We start from the raw sequence: 15,040 nt of genomic DNA on the forward strand, positions 1-15,040 counted from the left end.
TCAGGCTGTCAGGGCGGGTAGGGAGTTGGTGGTCATCTCCTTCTCGGGGGTGGTGGTGATGGTCAGGCGGCAGCGGGCGAGGACGTCGAGGCCGAGGTATCGGCGGCCTTCGGCCCATTCGTCGGTCTGTTCGGCCAGGACTGCGCCGATGAGGCGGACGATCGCGTCGCGGGTGGGGAAGATCCCGACGGAGTCGGTGCGCCGGCGGATCTCGCGGTTCAAGCGTTCGGTGGGGTTGTTCGACCAGATCTGGACCCAGACGTCCTTGGGGAAAGCAGTGAACGCAAGGACATCAGCTCGGGCGGCGTCGAGGTGCTCGGCCACAGCCGGAAGCTTCTCGCCGACGTAGTCCAGCAGCCTCTCGAACTGGGCGTTCACCGCCGCGGCGTCGGGCTGGTCATAGACGCTGTGCAGCATCGCCTTCACCGCAGGCCACATGCCCTTGGGGCAGATGCCCATGAGGTTCGCCGCGTAGTGGGTCCGGCACCGCTGCCAGGACGCGCCAGGCAGATGGGCGGCGATCGCTTCGACCAGCCCGGCATGGGCATCGGAGGTGACCAGGCGGACTCCGCCCAGGCCGCGGGAGACGAGGTCGGCGAAGAAGCTGTTCCAGGCCGCGCCGGTCTCGGAGGTTGCCACCCGCATACCGAGGACCTCGCGGTGCCCATCGCCGTTGACGCCGGTAGCGAGCAGGACCACGGCGTTGATCACCCGCCCTCGCGAACCTTCATCGTCAGCGCATCAGCGGAGACGAACGTGAAGGGCCCAGCCTCGTCCAGGGGACGGTGGCGGAACTGCTCGACGTGCTCGTCGAGATCTGCTGCCATGCGACTGACCTGCGACTTCGAAAGCGAGTTGATGCCGAGGGTCTTCACCAACTTGTCCATGCGGCGGGTGGAGACACCGGCGAGGTAGCAGTCGGCGACCACGGTGATCAGGGCGGATTCTGCGCGTTTGCGGCGCTCCAGCAGCCACTCGGGGAAGTACGTGCCGGTGCGGAGCTTGGGGACGGCGACATCGACCGTGCCCACGCGGGTGTCGAGGTCACGGTGGCGGTAGCCGTTGCGTTGAGCGACACGGTCGGTGCTGGGGCGGCCGTACTCAGCGCCGGCGACCGCGTCGGCGTCCGCCGAGAGGAGGTCGTTGATGATCGTTTGCAGCATGCTGCGCATCAGATCCGGGGAGGCCTCGGCCAGGGCTTCACCGAGCAGGCCGTGAGGGTCGACAATATGAGGAGCGGTCATCGTGATGACTCCGTTCGAGAGTGCTGTGGAAGGTTCACTCGAAGGATCACACGGTGGCCGCGTCCCCGTCCGGGACGATCACGGCAGCCACCGCGCTACACCACTATGCGGGACTCAACTCTCGCTACGGGATCTATGCCGCTTACGTCGCCCGTCGGGCGGCCGAAGGCAGGAGCAAGCGCGACGTCGTCCGTTGACTGAAGCGCTACGTCATCCGCGAGGTCTACCACCTCATCAAGGTCAACCCCCGAACCGGCGAGATCGCGGTTTTACAACTACCGCACCCTCGCAGGCGCCGAGAACGCAACGGCCGGATGGGTTAACTGGTACAACAACCGGCGCCTCCACGGCTCTCTCGGGATGCTCACCCCGATAGAGTTCGAGACGCTTTACTACGAGGCCCTCACCCGAGGGCCCGAACCCGCAAACCAGTGGCAGAGAACCCGGCCGGTTCACGGAGAAGCCGGGGGAACGGCAGGGAGGCGTGAACCCACGGTGCCGTGCGTATACGCTGTTCCTGACGACGTGAGAGCGGGTTTCGAGTCCCTTCTCGCGCACGGAACACACCCCTTTTCCGAGGAGACGCTTCATGACCCTGTTCGGGCTCGTCCGCCATGGGCAGACGGACTACAACCTCCACAACCTGTTCCAGGGCTCCTCGGACATACCGCTGAACGAGACCGGTGTCGAACAGGCCCACCGCGCCTTCGACGAGCTGCCCGACATGGTCTGGGACGTGGTCGTCTCCTCGCCGCTGCAGCGCGCCGAGCACACGGCGCGGATCATCGCAGCGGACCACGGCATCCCCTTCGGCGGCACCGAGGCGAAGCTGGTGGAGATCGACTGGGGCGAGGCCGAGGGCCGGCCGGTCGAGGAGATGCAGGAGCTCTACCCCGACCGGTCCTTCCCGGGCCGCGAGGACTACCAGGCCGTCGCCGACCGCGGCTATGACGCGCTCGAAGCGCTGGAGGAGCGCTTCCCCGGCCAGAAGGTGCTCGTCGTCGCGCACGGCACTCTCATCCGGTTCCTGCTGTCGGGCATCATCGAGCGGCCCCTGCCCTCGATCCCGAACGCGACCCTCTCGGTGATCGAGCTCGAGGACACCACCTGGCGGATCCGCATGATCGCGGGCAGAACGGTCGACAACGAGGTGGAAGTCCCCTCCCGCGACCGCAACCCCCGATTCTTCGCCGAGAAGCCCGAGGCGGCCCAGGCCGTCGCCGACCAGGACCCGACCGACGCTCTCCAGGGAGGTACCCGATGACCAACCGCACCGCCGTGGACACCGAGGGCGCATGGTTCGAACCCGAGGGCATCGAGGAACTGCGTCGCCGTCTCCCGATCCCGTACGTGGACATCGTGCCGGTGCGCACCGACCTGGACGGCAGCGTCGTCGAGGTCGGACTGCTGCTGCGGGCCGACGGGGGCGGGCAGATCGTGCGCGCCATCGTCTCCGGGCGGGTGCTGATCCACGAGACGATCCGCGAGGCCATCTCCCGGCACATCGAGAAGGACCTGGGGCCGATGGCGCTGCCGCGCATCCCCGTCTCCCCCGTGCCCTTCACGGTCGCCGAGTACTTCCCCACCCCGGGGATCTCGCCGTTCCACGATCAGCGCCAGCACGCCGTCTCCATGGCCTACATCGTCCCGATCGACGGGGAGACGGCCCCGCAGGAGGACGCGCTGGAGATGGCGTGGTTCGGGCTCGACGAGCTGCTGGCGGAGCCCTCTCCGCTCGAGGAGATGACCGGTGGCCGCGACCTGATCGTGCGCCGTGCCCTCGCCTACGTCGGCGCCACCTGAGGCGCTGACGGCCCGCTCGCGGGAACTGACCTCGTCCCTCTAGAGAACGCGTCGGGCCGCATCCAGCAGGATGCCGACCAGCTGCGTGAGCTCTTCGAGCGCCTGCTCGGGAGATTCCTCCGGCGCGCTCCCCCGCCGCGCCGGGCGGCCCTCCAGGGCCGTCTCGGCGACGTCGGCGGCGAGCTTCCAGCGCAGGCAGATCGCGGCCTCGCACCCACGGCGAGCGGCAGCGACGTCGGCCTCCGCGTCTTCGGAGCGCAGCCCCTCGACATAGGCGTCGAAGGCGTCCTCGACGAGCGAGCGGACCACGTGCGCCGACGCGTCGCCGCGCCGGACGGAGGCGAACAGCAGGGACGCGAGATCCGCGCCCACCGGGCCCGGCCCCACCGACTCCCAATCGATCAATACGCTGCGACCGCCGCTGCGCAGAGTGTTCGCGCCCACCGCGTCGTGGTGGCACAGCGTCTGCGGAAGCGCCTCGAGAATCGTGCGCACACGGGGCTGCGCGCGGATCAGCTCCTGTGCCTCGCCCACGCGGCCGGTCCACGAGAGGCTCGATGGCGTCCTCGCGCGCTCCAGAGTGGCCAGTCCGGCCTCCATCGCCTCCGGCTGCGCGTGCCGGTCGATCCAGCCGGTGAACAGCCAGGGGTGAGACGGGACCCGGTCCAGCCACCGTCCCGCCATCGCGCCGAGATCTCGCGAGATCGCCAGCAGCGACCCGCCCTCCAGGGGCCGGGGCGCCTCGTCGCGGATCTCTTCGAGCCACAGCGTGATCCGGCCGTCGGCCTTGACCTGCGAGCCGTACAGGCGCGGCGCCACCAGCGACGGTGCCAGGTCCTCGAGCAGGCCGGAGGTGTAGGCGGCGTGCTCGCGTCGGCCGTTGTCCAGCAGGTACGGCGAGGCCGTGGCCGGGCCCTCGGTCACCTTCTCGATCAGTGACCAGGGCCGGCGTCCGGTGCCGGTGACGGCCGCACCGCGCAGCCGGTGCACGTCACGGTGGGCCAGGAACGCGTCGTAGTCCAGGGGTTCGCGTCGAACGTCCTCGAGATCGACGCTCGAGGTGCCGATCATGGCAGCGACGGCCTCGCGCCACGGCGCCTCCGCTGGGTTCACGCCGTGCGCCGTGACTTCTCAGCCCAGGAGCTGGGCGACGTGCTCGGCGATGGCGCGGAAGGCTTCGCCGCGGTGGGAGATCGCATCCTTCTGCTCGGGGGCGAGCTCGGCGGCCGAGCGTCCCTCCCCGTCGGGCAGGAAGATCGGGTCGTACCCGAAGCCGCCCTCGCCGTGGCGCTCGCGAAGCAGCCGGCCGGTCATCACGCCGCGCTCGACGATCTCGGTGCCGTCGGGGGCCACCAGCGCCGCCGCGCACACGAACCGTGCCGTGCGGTACTCGTCGGGGATGTCCGCGAGCTGGGCGAGCAGCAGATCGTTGTTGGCCTCGTCGTCACCGTGGCGCCCGCTCCAGCGAGCCGAGAAGATGCCCGGGCAGCCGCCCAGCACATCCACGGAGAGGCCGGAATCGTCGGCCACCGCCAGCAGGCCGGTCGCCTCGGCGGCGGAGTGCGCCTTCAGCAGGGCGTTGCCCTGGAAGGTGACCGCTTCCTCCACCACGTCCGGCAGGTCGATCCCCGCCGAGGAGATGACGGCTTCGGCCTCCAGGCCGGGGACCGCGGCCACCAGGATGCGCTGCAGCTCGTGCAGCTTCTTGGCGTTGTGGGTGGCCAGGATGACCCGGGCTCCCTCGGGCACGCCGGCGACGCTCGCGCTCATCGCGGCTGGTCCAGGGCCTCGCGCTGGATGCCGGCGAGGGTGGTGCACCCGCCGGTGGCCAGGTCGAGCAGGGATCCGAGCTCGGTGCGGTCGAAGGGGGCGCCCTCGGCGGTTCCCTGGATCTCGACGAAGGACCCGGCGCCGGTGACCACGACGTTCATGTCGGTCTCGGCCTCGACGTCCTCGCGGTACTCCAGGTCCAGCAGCGGACGCCCGCTGACGATGCCGACACTGATGGCGCTGACGGAGTCGGTGAGGATCTCCCGGGCGGCGGGGAGGGAGGTGTGGCGCTTGCCCCAGGCGATCGCGTCGGCCAGGGCGACGTAGGCGCCGGTGATCGCGGCGGTACGGGTGCCGCCGTCGGCCTGGAGCACGTCGCAGTCCAGCTGGATCGTGTTCTCCCCCAGGGCGTCGAGGTCGATGACCGCGCGCAGGGAGCGGCCGATCAGGCGGGAGATCTCGTGGGTGCGGCCGCCGATCTTGCCCTTGACGCTCTCGCGCTGGGACCGGGAGTTGGTCGCGCGCGGGAGCATCGCGTACTCGGCGGTGACCCAGCCCGAGCCGGAGCCCTGCTTCCACCGCGGCACGCCCTCGGTGAAGGAGGCGGCGCACAGCACACGGGTGCGGCCGAACTCGATCAGGGCGCTGCCTTCGGCGTGGTCGAGCCAGTCGCGGGTGATGCGCACCTCGCGCAGCTGATCCGGGGTGCGGCCGTCGACGCGGTCACCGGCCGGCGCGGGCTCGGTCTGGGTCTGTGAGCTCACGGAGCTCCCTTCGTGGGGATGTTCAGGCGGACACGTCGAGGATATCCATGGGACGGACCACCTGGATCGGGCCGTCGTGGGCGGCGCGGGCCTCTGCGAGGGTGACGGCGGGCTCGGTCCAGGCCGGGATGTGGGTCAGCGCCAGCTGCCCGACGCCGGCGCGGGTCGCGCACTGCCCGGCGCGGCGGCCGGTGAGGTGGACGCCGCTGAAGCGGTCGTCGCGGCCCTCGATGTACCCGGCCTCGCACAGGAAGAGGTCCGCGCCGACGGCCAGGTCGTCCAGGGCCGGGCAGGAGTCGGTGTCCCCGGAGTAGGCGAGCACGCCGCCCCCGCCGGTGATCCGGAAGCCGTAGGCCTCGACGGGGTGGGTCACCGCGCGCACCTCGATGTCGAGGGGGCCGATGGAGAAGTCCCGGCGGTCGGCGAGGGCGTGGTAGGCGAACGGCACGCCGTCGACGCCGGCGGGGACGTACCCCTCACGGCACAGCACCGCTGAGAGCCGGTCCGGCAGCGGCTCCGGGGCGTGGATCGGCAGCTGCGGGAGGTCGTCGCGCTCGTGGTAGGCCCAGAACACCTCGAGACCGGTGAGGTCGAGGTAGTGATCGGGGTGGAGGTGGGAGATGATCACCGCGTCCAGCTCCGCCGGGTCGATCACGCGCTGGAGCGGGCCGAACGCGCCGGAGCCGAGGTCCATCAGCACCCGCCAGAGGCGGCCGCTGGTGTCCTCCTGCTCGATGAGGTAGCTGGAGGCGGCGCTGTCGGGGCCGGCGAAGCTGCCGCTGCAGCCGATGACGGTCAGCCTCATGCCGAGACCACCGGCAGGGAGGCGGTCATGTCGAGCGTCGGCCCGAGGAAGCGGCGCGAGAGGCGGGCGAAGGACTCGCTGCCATCCCCGTCGGCCGTCTGGGCGAAGACGTGGCGCGGCGAGCGCTCCGACTGACGCAGCTGGTCGGTGCCGCGCAGCTGGCGGTAGACGTCCAGCGCGGTCTCCTCGGCGGAGGAGACCAGGGTGACGTCCGGTCCCATCGCGTAGCTGATCGGGCCGGCGAGCATCGGGTAGTGGGTGCAGCCCAGCACCAGGGTGTCCACGCCGGCCTCACGGACCGGGGCCAGGTACTCCTCGGCGACCTCCGCGACGACGTCGCCCATGGTGACCCCGTTCTCGACGAACTCGACGAAGCGGGGGCAGGCCTGGGTGACGATCTCCAGATCGGGCGCCGCGGCGAACGCGTCCTCGTAGGCACGGGAGGTCACCGTGCCCTGCGTGCCGATCACGCCGATGCGGTTGTTGCGGGTGGCGGCGACGGCGCGGCGCACAGCGGGCTGGATCACCTCGACCACCGGCAGCTGATAGCGCTCGCGGGCATCGCGCAGCACGGCGGCCGAGGCGGTGTTGCAGGCGATCACCAGCAGCTTCACGCCGTGCTCGACGAGATCGTCCATGATCCCCAGCACCAGCGCGCGCACGTCGGCGATGGGGCGGGGCCCGTACGGACTGTGCGCGGTGTCGCCGATGTAGACCAGCTCCTCCTGCGGCAGCTGGTCGAGGATGGCTCGGGCCACGGTCAGCCCGCCCACCCCGGAGTCGAGGATCCCGATCGGCGCGTTGTTCATCCCGGCAAGGCTAGTGTCGCGGGGTCCCCGAAACACTCGTGGCGCGCTCACTGGGTGCAGTTTCACAGTCGCGCCCCTGCGCGACCCAATCGTTCCTCGCGGACCACGACGGGCTCACAGTTCGTCGCTCAGTCCACTATCCAACCGACTGAACTCCTCCCGCTCACCCTGCGCGGCCCGCTCGTTCCTCGCGGACCACTGCGGGTTCGCCGGTCGTCGTTCAGTCCAATGCCCGCAGCAGGCTCTCCTGCAGCCACGACAGCAGCTCGTAGACGGCGATGACGATGTCGGAGCCGACGGTGTCGTCGTCGGTCTCGCTCGCCCCCTCCACGCGCTCGCCGATCTGCTGCAGCATCCGCACGGTGTCGAAGTCACCGTCGCGCTGGAGGTCCAGACGGTCCGCGAGCACGATCCGCACGTCGTTCAGCGCGCGCAGCACCGCCAGGGCGTCGTCATCGTCCAGCACGACCTCGCTGTGCTCGCTGCCGCTGGCGTCCAGGATCGCCATCACGCGGCGGAGGTCGGCGAGCTTGCCGTCGGCGAGGTCCTGCTGACCCAGCCGGCGGTACTCGGCGGCGAGCGTCGGATCCTCCGAGGCCGCCGGGAACAGGCGCTTGACGGCGGAGTCCGCGGGCTCGCGGGCATCGCGGCCTGCGAACTCGGCCTCCAGCCGGCGCAGCGGGTCCTCGCTCTCGGCGGCACGACGCAGCGGATCGGCATCCGAGTCGATCCCGAGGTCGCCGCGGATCAGCTCCGCGGTCTCCTGGGCGACCTGGGCGATGATCGCCTTCTCCTCGCCGTCGAGCCGGCAGGCCAGGGAGCCGTCGGGCCGACGGCGGAACGCATGCGCCATCAGTCCTCCTCCGCCTTCTCCAACGTGGCCCGCAGGCCGTAGGAATGCATGGCCTGCACGTCGGTCTCCATGCGTTCGCGGGACCCGCGCGAGACGATCGCCCGCCCCTCCTCATGGACCTGTGTCATGAGCTGCTCGGCGACCAGGCGCGAGTACCCGAAGTAGCGGCGGAAGACGAAGGTGACGTAGCTCATCAGGTTCACGGGGTCGTTCCAGACCACCGTGCACCAGGGCCCCTCGGCGTCCATCGTCAGCTGGTTGCTGTGGGAGAGATCGGTCAGCGAGCCCGTGTCGGGCTCAGCCCGCGGCAGCTCGACCGGCATTCGTGCTCCTCCTGTGTCCCGCCACGTCCCGATCTGCCGGGACGCGGTGCCCGTCGAGTCTACGGGGCGCGCCCGGCGATCTGCTGGCCCGGCACGCATTACGGTGGACACTGTGACTTCCGCCCTGCTCACCGACCTCTACGAGCTGACGATGGTGCAAGCTGCCCGCCGGGCCGGCACCGCGTCGCGACGCTGCGTCTTCGAGGTGTTCACCCGTTCCCTGCCCGAGGGCCGCCGCTACGGCGTCCTCGCCGGCACCGGCCGCGTGCTCGACGCGATCGCCGACTTCCGTTTCGACGACGCCGATCTGCGCTATCTGCGCGGGGCGGGCGTGCTGGACGAGGACACGCTGGAGCATCTGGCCCGGTACCGCTTCTCCGGTGATGTCCACGGCTACGAGGAAGGTGAGCTGTTCTTCCCCAGCTCCCCCGTGCTGCGCGTCGAGGGCACCTTCGAGGACGCGGTGATCCTGGAGACGGTGGTGCTCTCGATCCTCAACCACGACAGCGGGATCGCCTCGGCCGGCTCGCGCATGATCACCGCGGCCCGCGGCCGCCCCTGCATCGAGATGGGTGGGCGCCGCGTCCACGAGGACGCCGCCATCGCCGCCGCCCGCGCCGCCTACGTCGTCGGCTTCGCCTCCACCTCGAACCTCGCGGCCGGCGCGCACTACCGGATCCCCGTCGCCGGCACCGCGGCGCATTCCTTCACGCTGCTGTTCGACAGCGAGGAGGAGGCCTTCCGCGCCCAGCTGGTCTCCCAGGGAACCGGCACGACGGTGCTGGTGGACACCTACGACGTGGAGACCGCGATCCGCACCGCGGTGGACCTCGCCGGGCCGGAGCTCGGAGCGGTGAGACTCGATTCCGGCGATCTCGCCGAGCAGGCCGGCGAGGTCCGTCGACTGCTCGATTCGCTCGGGGCGACGACGACCCGCGTCACCGCCACCGGGGATCTGGACGAGTACCGCGTCGAGGAGCTGGCCTCCTCCCCGCTGGACGGCTACGGCATCGGCACCCGCCTGGTCACCGGCGGCGGCCACCCCGCGCCCGGGTTCGTGTACAAGCTGGTCGAGCGCGAGGGGGCCGACGGGGCGATGCACCCCGTCGGCAAGCAGTCGCTGGACAAGGCGACGCTCGGCGCCGGCAAGCGTGCCTTCCGGATGCTGGTGGGCGATCGCGCCCACGCGGAGCTGGTGCTGCCCGGCGAGGCGGAGATCGCCGAGTTCGAACGGGAGCTGACCGCGGAGCTGCTGGCGGCCGAGGCCAACCCGGACTGGAGCCGCACGAATCTGCGCCCCCTGCAGGTCCCGATGATCCTCGGCGGCGAGCCGACGGACCCGCTGCGTCCCCCGGAGCGGGTCGAGAAGGCGCGTCAGCGGCACGCGGACTCGATCCGCGAACTGGATCTGCCGGCCGACGACGGGCCCGACGGCCCGATCGCCATCCCCACCGTCACCGACGGCGTCGAGGCGGCACGGGTTCTGCGCTGACGCGCTGACCGGCAGCGCCCCCTCAGCGACGGCCGACGAACCAGCCGCGCACGATGTCGATTCGCGCCTGGATCTGCTCGGCACTGGCCTGGGCGACCGCCGGCCCGCCGCTGCGGCTGCGCAGCGTGTTGTGCACCGAACCGTGCGGAGTGCCGGACTTTCGCGACCAGGCCGAGACCAGGGTGCTGAGCTCCTTGCGCAGCTCCATGAGTCGGCGATGATCCACCACGCCCGGCGTCTGCGGCTGCTCGGTGGGCCCGCTGCGCTGACGGCGGGCCTGCTGCTCGGCCTGCTGCTGCTGGAGGACGGTGCGCATCTGATCCGCATCCAGCAGGCCCGGGATGCCGAGGAATCCTTGCTCGTCCTCGCTGCCGGCCATGCCCCCGGCGCCGTACTCGCCGCCGTCGAACAGGACCCGGTCGAAGGACGCCTCGGACTCGAGCGCCTCGAAGGACATCTCGAGGTCCTCGCTGGCCTTCTCGGAGCGGTTCGCCTGCTCGATGAGGCTCTCGTCGAGGCCTGTGACCTCGTCGGGCCGACGGTCCAGCACGTGATCGCGCTCGGCCTCGAGCTCGCCGGCGTGGGCCATCAGGATCGGCACCGTCGGCAGGAACACGCTGGCCGTCTCGCCGCGGGTCCGAGAGCGCACGAAGCGGCCCACGGCCTGGGCGAAGAACATGGGGGTCGCCGTGGAGGTGGCGTAGACGCCCACAGCCAGGCGCGGCACGTCCACGCCCTCGGAGACCATGCGCACTGCGACCATCCAGCGATCGTCGGACTCGGAGAAGGCCTCGATGCGCCGGCCGGCGCCGGCATCGTCGGACAGGACGACGGTGGGTTCCTGGCCGCAGATCTCCTGCAGGGTCGCGGCGTAGGCGCGGGCGGCCTTCTGGTCGGTCGCGATCACCAGGCCGCCGGCGTCGGGGACGTGGCGGCGCAGCTCGGTCAGCCGTCGGTCCGCGGCCGAGAGCACCGACTGGATCCACTCCCCCTTGGGGTCCAGCGCGGTGCGCCAGGCCTGCTGGGTGATGTCCTTGGTCTCCATCGCCCCGAGCTGCGCGGAGACCTCGTCACCGGCCTTGGTGCGCCAGTGCATCCGGCCCGAGTAGGTCATGAACAGCACGGGACGGACCACGTGATCGCGCAGCGCCTCCCCGTATCCGTAGACGTAATCCGCCTTGGAGCGCAAAAAGCCCTGGCCGTCGTCCTCGTAGGTGACGAACGGGATCTGCGAGGAGTCGGAACGGAAGGGCGTACCGGTCAGCGCCAGGCGCCTCGTCGCGGGGTCGAACGCCTCGCGCACGCCGTCGCCCCAGGTCAGTGAGTCGCCGGCGTGGTGGATCTCGTCGAGGATCACCAGGGTGCGATCGGCCTCGGTGCGGGCCCGATGCAGCGCGGGATGCATGCCCACCTGGGCGTACGTCACCGCGACGCCCTGGTAGTGGGAGCCGTGAGCGCCCTGGGCATTGGTGAAGTTCGGGTCCAGGGAGATGCCGACGCGGGCGGCGGCGTCGGCCCACTGCGTCTTCAGATGCTCCGTCGGCGCGACTACCGTGATGCGCCGGACGGTGCCCTCGGAGAGCAGGCCGGCGGCGACCTGCAGGGCGAAGGTGGTCTTACCGGCGCCCGGGGTCGCGACGGCCAGGAAGTCCTTCGGGGCGGTGCTGCGGTAGAGCTCGAGCGCCTCGGACTGCCAGGCGCGCAGCTTGGGAACCGTGCCCCAGGCGGCGCGTTCGGGGTAGGCCGGCGGCAGCGATCGCGCGGCCGCCTCGGAGGGCTGGCGGGGATCGTTCGCGGAGAACAGGGGGGAGGTATTCACAGCGTGCACCACGGTACCGCCGCGGTACGACGACCCGCCGCCGGGTCCGATGTGAGGAAGTCAGCTCTCCCTCAGCGCCGCCCGCCGAAGAAGCCGCGGAAGCCGCCGCCGCGCCCGGAGCCGCCCTTGCTGTCGCCGCCGCCGTCCTGCGGTTCGCGCATGCCCTCGTAGATCTCCTTGCACTCGGGGCACACCGGGTACTTGTCGGGCGAGCGCCCGGGGACCCACACCTTGCCGCACAGCGCGATCACGGGCGTGCCGTCCAGCGCCGCCTGAGTGATCTTGTCCTTGCGCACGTAGTGGGCGAACCGGTCGTGGTCACCGTCGTCGGTGGTCTGCTCCTGCTCCTGCAGCTGCCGGTCGAGGACCGCGGTGCTGCCCGGTGACGCGCCCGGGTCATCGCTGTACGGGTCCATCCGGGACGGATCGGACGTGCTGGAGGACATGGCAACTCCCTCGGTCGATGTCGTGCTGGGGCGAGCTTAGCGGCCCAGCCTCCACGGAGACAGGCGTCACCCCTGGAACAATGCCCGCCATGGACGCTGTCGCCGAGTTCCTCCGCCGTCTCCCGCACGAGGTCCGACGGGTGGGCGGCTCCCTGCCGTGGCGCGTCGGTCTGCTCGCCCTGGCGATCGTGGCGAACGCCAGCTTCTATCTGCCCTCGATCCCCGCGGGCACCCCGGGCGCCGGCGTCCCCGGCCTGGACAAGTCAGTCCACCTGCTGCTCTTCGCCCTGCTCGTCTGGGCGGCCGGCCGCCTGCTGGCACCGCACAGACGATTCCCCATGGGATGGGTGGTGATCGCCGCGTTCGCGCACGCCCTGCTTATCGAGCTCATCCAGCTGATCGCCCTGCCCCGACGCACGGGCGACGTCGTCGACCTCCTCTTCGACGTCCTCGGCATCGCGCTCGGCGTGGGCCTGTGGCTCGCAGAGCGTCGGCGCCACCGGGACGCCGCGGAGCACGATCCTCTCGGCGAGAGGGACCAGGAGCGCGGGGAGACCGCCTCCCAGCACTGACGCCTCGGCGGAGGGTCAGCCGTTCGGCAGCTCAGCCGTTCAGCGTGATCTCGTCCGCGTAGACCGTGGGCATCGCGCCCGTGATCGTGTCCACCGTTCCGGCGTCCTCCCGGGCCACCTGCTCCACCGCCCCCGCGACGGATTTGGTGACCCCGTCGTGGAAGACGCTGGGCACGATGTAGGTCGGATTCAGCTCCTCGGCGGTGACGACGTCGGCCAGCGCGTTGGCCGCCGCCAGCAGCATCCGGTCGGTGACCCGCGTGGCATGGGCGTCCAGCAGTCCGCGGAACACCCCGGGGAAGGCGAGCACGTTGTTGATCTGGTTGGCGAAGTCGCTGCGGCCCGTGGCGACCACTTCGGCGTACTTCGCGGCCTCGGACGGGTCGATCTCCGGGGTGGGGTTGGCCATCGCGAAGACGACCGAGCGCTCGGCCATGGTCGAGACGTCCTGTGCGGTGAGGATGTTGCCGGCACTGACGCCGATGAAGACGTCGGCCCCCTCGATCGCGTCACCGATGGTCCCGGTGAGCTCGCGAGGATTGGTGACCTCCGCGATCCACGGCAGGCGACCGGCGAGGTTCTCACGGCCCTCATGGATGATGCCGTCGATGTCGGTGACCACGACGTCGCGCGCGCCGGCGGCGCGCAGCAGGCGCAGGATCGCGGTACCGGCCGCGCCGGCCCCGGCCAGGACGATGCGAGCGGTGGTCAGGTCCTTCTCGACGACGCGGAGGGCATTTCGCAGGGCGGCCACGACGACGATCGCAGTGCCGTGCTGGTCGTCGTGGAAGACGGGGATGTCCAGTTCGGCGCGCAGACGGTCCTCGATCTCGAAGCAGCGCGGGGCGGAGATGTCCTCGAGGTTGATGCCCGCGAACACGGGGGCGATCGCCTTGACATGGGCGACGATGTCGTCGACCGAGTGCGCGTCCAGGCAGATCGGGAAGGCGTCGATGCCGGCGAACCGCTTGAACAGCGCGGCCTTGCCCTCCATCACGGGCATCGCGGCCAGCGGGCCGAGGTCTCCCAGCCCGAGGATCGCGGAGCCGTCGGAGACGACGGCGACGGTGTTGCGCTTGATGGTCAGTCGCCGGGCGTCCTCGGGGTTCTCGGCGACGGCCTTGACCACGCGGGCGACGCCCGGCGTGTAGACCATCGAGAGGTCGTCGCGATGCCGGATCGGCATCTTCGACTCGACGGTGAGCTTGCCGCCGAGGTGGGCCAGGAAGGTGCGATCCGAGACCTTGCCGAGCTCGACGCCCTCGATCGTCCGGAGATCATCGACGACCTCCATGGCGTGGTCATGGCCGGCGGTCAGCACGGTGATGTCGGCGCGCATGCGCTCCGGCCCGGAGGCGGAGACATCGAGCGCGGTCACGGAACCGCCGTGTCTCTCGATGCGCCCGGTGATGTCGCTGACCGCGGCGGATCGCGCCGCGAACTCGAGGCGGATGGTGATGGAGTAGCTCACGGAGGGCATCGGTGACATGAGGCACAGCCTAACGATGTCGGCGGCTCAGCGGCGCACGCACCGACCCGCGGCGGAGCGACGATTCCGGCCGCCGCTCACGATCTCAGGCGGTGAACGGCGCGACCTTGCGCGAGTACCGGTCCATGATCGTCCGTGCGCTGGTGACCTGCTCGGCGTAGCGCTCGGGGTGGGCCGAGGCCTGCACCGTCTGAGCAGCCTGACCGGGCTCCCAGCTCGCGACGTCCGGCACCGCCTGGAGGAGGCCCGGCGCGGACGAGATCTCGCCGAGGCCGAGGAAGGCGTCGATGGCCTTCTTCTTGTGCCGCACATCGGCCGCGCTCCCCCAGCCCATCGAGGGCCGCTGCTGGAACAGACCGCCGGAGTCGAGGTCGACGGCGGGCTCGTAGTTGTACAGCCAGGACTCCACGATGGCGGTGATCAGCGTGACCGTGGTGACCGCCTCCTCGAGGCCGTGGCCCTTGCAGACGGCGATGATGAACTGCGCGTTCTCCACCTGCCACTGGTCCATGGCACCGATCTCGAAGCCCTCGCGGGTCTCCTCACGGGTCATGAACGCCTCTGTCCACGTCTCGCCCTGCGCGGAGGCGGGTGCGGCGACGGCGAGAGAGGTCAGCGAGGCGAGCCCGACCGTCCCGGCGGCGAACAGGCCGCGGCGGGACAGCGGTGCGGAGGCCGCGGCGGACCGGCCGGCGGAGGACGAAGCAGGCAGGAACGAAGAGAGAAGACAAGAGAGCGGCACCCTTCGGGCTCGAACAACAGTGGAAGGCGCTCGGCACCTTCCGAGCTCCGCCAACGTAACGGGATGATCACGGGGTGTGAATACCCGGCGCAGCGCCAGGGTTTTCACC

At 70.7% G+C, this 15,040-nt stretch carries 15 protein-coding genes and 2 pseudogenes; 5 read left to right on the top strand and 12 right to left on the bottom strand.

Features of this window, described 5'->3' with window-relative positions:
- Window positions 1-1,244, bottom strand: a pseudogene (locus tag ACFQRD_RS13340) (IS256 family transposase).
- 276 nt (window positions 1,245-1,520) lie between these two features.
- Here ACFQRD_RS13340 and ACFQRD_RS13345 point away from each other — a divergent pair.
- From ACFQRD_RS13345 to ACFQRD_RS13355, 3 genes and pseudogenes are all read left to right on the top strand, one after another.
- Window positions 1,521-1,670: pseudogene (locus tag ACFQRD_RS13345) on the top strand (integrase core domain-containing protein); the annotation flags it as partial.
- 163 nt (window positions 1,671-1,833) lie between these two features.
- Window positions 1,834-2,508, top strand: a complete 675-nt coding sequence (locus ACFQRD_RS13350) for a histidine phosphatase family protein (protein WP_377017478.1) — start codon at window positions 1,834-1,836, stop codon at window positions 2,506-2,508.
- Entirely contained in the window at window positions 2,505-3,047 is a 543-nt protein-coding gene (locus ACFQRD_RS13355) for a DUF4916 domain-containing protein (protein WP_377017476.1), read from the top strand. The genes ACFQRD_RS13350 and ACFQRD_RS13355 overlap by 4 nt, the downstream gene beginning before the upstream one ends.
- A gap of 39 nt (window positions 3,048-3,086) precedes the next feature.
- Here the strand turns inward: ACFQRD_RS13355 and ACFQRD_RS13360 are convergent, their stop codons facing one another.
- The 7 genes from ACFQRD_RS13360 to clpS form a co-directional block, all read right to left on the bottom strand.
- Window positions 3,087-4,160: a phosphotransferase family protein gene (locus ACFQRD_RS13360; protein WP_377804519.1), complete on the bottom strand. Its 1,074-nt coding sequence runs from the start codon at window positions 4,158-4,160 to the stop codon at window positions 3,087-3,089.
- Between the two features lie 18 nt (window positions 4,161-4,178).
- A complete protein-coding gene (gene rdgB / locus ACFQRD_RS13365) occupies window positions 4,179-4,817 on the bottom strand; it encodes an RdgB/HAM1 family non-canonical purine NTP pyrophosphatase (protein ID WP_377017472.1) in 639 nt (212 codons plus the stop codon).
- Window positions 4,814-5,581: a ribonuclease PH gene (gene rph / locus ACFQRD_RS13370; protein WP_377017470.1), complete on the bottom strand. Its 768-nt coding sequence runs from the start codon at window positions 5,579-5,581 to the stop codon at window positions 4,814-4,816. Before rph ends, rdgB begins: the two co-directional genes overlap by 4 nt.
- 22 nt (window positions 5,582-5,603) lie before the next feature.
- Complete coding sequence (locus ACFQRD_RS13375) at window positions 5,604-6,386, bottom strand: MBL fold metallo-hydrolase (protein WP_377017468.1); 783 nt, start codon at window positions 6,384-6,386, stop codon at window positions 5,604-5,606.
- Window positions 6,383-7,195 carry a glutamate racemase gene (gene murI, locus ACFQRD_RS13380; protein WP_377017466.1) on the bottom strand — a complete coding sequence of 271 codons (813 nt, stop codon included), beginning with the start codon at window positions 7,193-7,195 and terminating at the stop codon, window positions 6,383-6,385. The genes ACFQRD_RS13375 and murI overlap by 4 nt, the downstream gene beginning before the upstream one ends.
- A 220-nt stretch (window positions 7,196-7,415) precedes the next feature.
- Window positions 7,416-8,048 (bottom strand): DUF2017 domain-containing protein, encoded by a 633-nt coding sequence (locus ACFQRD_RS13385; RefSeq protein WP_377017464.1) that lies wholly within the window; start codon window positions 8,046-8,048, stop codon window positions 7,416-7,418.
- On the bottom strand, window positions 8,048-8,371 hold the full coding sequence (gene clpS, locus ACFQRD_RS13390; protein ID WP_377017462.1) for an ATP-dependent Clp protease adapter ClpS: 324 nt from the start codon (window positions 8,369-8,371) through the stop codon (window positions 8,048-8,050). Before clpS ends, ACFQRD_RS13385 begins: the two co-directional genes overlap by 1 nt.
- Before the next feature lie 112 nt (window positions 8,372-8,483).
- Between clpS and ACFQRD_RS13395 the strand changes: the two genes are divergently transcribed.
- A complete protein-coding gene (locus ACFQRD_RS13395) occupies window positions 8,484-9,863 on the top strand; it encodes a nicotinate phosphoribosyltransferase (RefSeq protein WP_377804521.1) in 1,380 nt (459 codons plus the stop codon).
- A gap of 22 nt (window positions 9,864-9,885) precedes the next feature.
- Here the strand turns inward: ACFQRD_RS13395 and ACFQRD_RS13400 are convergent, their stop codons facing one another.
- Entirely contained in the window at window positions 9,886-11,682 is a 1,797-nt protein-coding gene (locus ACFQRD_RS13400) for a DEAD/DEAH box helicase (protein WP_377804523.1), read from the bottom strand.
- 71 nt (window positions 11,683-11,753) lie between these two features.
- The gene (locus ACFQRD_RS13405) at window positions 11,754-12,128 is read right to left on the bottom strand and encodes a DUF3039 domain-containing protein (protein ID WP_377804525.1); all 375 of its coding nucleotides are present in this window, start codon (window positions 12,126-12,128) and stop codon (window positions 11,754-11,756) included.
- Window positions 12,129-12,217: 89 nt separating this feature from the next.
- Here ACFQRD_RS13405 and ACFQRD_RS13410 point away from each other — a divergent pair, with 89 nt between their 5' ends.
- Complete coding sequence (locus ACFQRD_RS13410) at window positions 12,218-12,700, top strand: VanZ family protein (RefSeq protein WP_377804527.1); 483 nt, start codon at window positions 12,218-12,220, stop codon at window positions 12,698-12,700.
- Window positions 12,701-12,731: 31 nt separating this feature from the next.
- Here ACFQRD_RS13410 and ACFQRD_RS13415 read toward each other — a convergent pair whose 3' ends face one another.
- On the bottom strand, window positions 12,732-14,189 hold the full coding sequence (locus ACFQRD_RS13415) for an NAD-dependent malic enzyme (protein WP_377017451.1): 1,458 nt from the start codon (window positions 14,187-14,189) through the stop codon (window positions 12,732-12,734).
- A gap of 85 nt (window positions 14,190-14,274) precedes the next feature.
- Window positions 14,275-14,931 carry a hypothetical protein gene (locus ACFQRD_RS13420; RefSeq protein ID WP_377804529.1) on the bottom strand — a complete coding sequence of 219 codons (657 nt, stop codon included), beginning with the start codon at window positions 14,929-14,931 and terminating at the stop codon, window positions 14,275-14,277.
- Window positions 14,932-15,040: the final 109 nt, after the last annotated feature.

Source organism: Brachybacterium sp. GCM10030268, assembly GCF_042666305.1.
Lineage (GTDB): Bacteria > Actinomycetota > Actinomycetes > Actinomycetales > Dermabacteraceae > Brachybacterium.

Excerpts from the sequence above, each read along its gene's own strand:
- ACFQRD_RS13350 (WP_377017478.1), top strand. The coding sequence starts at position 1,834 with ATGACCCTGTTCGGGCTCGTCCGCCATGGGCAGACGGACTACAACCTC.
- ACFQRD_RS13355 (WP_377017476.1), top strand. The coding sequence starts at position 2,505 with ATGACCAACCGCACCGCCGTGGACACCGAGGGCGCATGGTTCGAACCC.
- rdgB (WP_377017472.1), bottom strand. The coding sequence starts at position 4,817 with ATGAGCGCGAGCGTCGCCGGCGTGCCCGAGGGAGCCCGGGTCATCCTG.
- ACFQRD_RS13375 (WP_377017468.1), bottom strand. The coding sequence starts at position 6,386 with ATGAGGCTGACCGTCATCGGCTGCAGCGGCAGCTTCGCCGGCCCCGAC.
- murI (WP_377017466.1), bottom strand. The coding sequence starts at position 7,195 with ATGAACAACGCGCCGATCGGGATCCTCGACTCCGGGGTGGGCGGGCTG.
- ACFQRD_RS13385 (WP_377017464.1), bottom strand. The coding sequence starts at position 8,048 with ATGGCGCATGCGTTCCGCCGTCGGCCCGACGGCTCCCTGGCCTGCCGG.
- clpS (WP_377017462.1), bottom strand. The coding sequence starts at position 8,371 with ATGCCGGTCGAGCTGCCGCGGGCTGAGCCCGACACGGGCTCGCTGACC.
- ACFQRD_RS13405 (WP_377804525.1), bottom strand. The coding sequence starts at position 12,128 with ATGTCCTCCAGCACGTCCGATCCGTCCCGGATGGACCCGTACAGCGAT.
- ACFQRD_RS13410 (WP_377804527.1), top strand. The coding sequence starts at position 12,218 with ATGGACGCTGTCGCCGAGTTCCTCCGCCGTCTCCCGCACGAGGTCCGA.
- ACFQRD_RS13415 (WP_377017451.1), bottom strand. The coding sequence starts at position 14,189 with ATGTCACCGATGCCCTCCGTGAGCTACTCCATCACCATCCGCCTCGAG.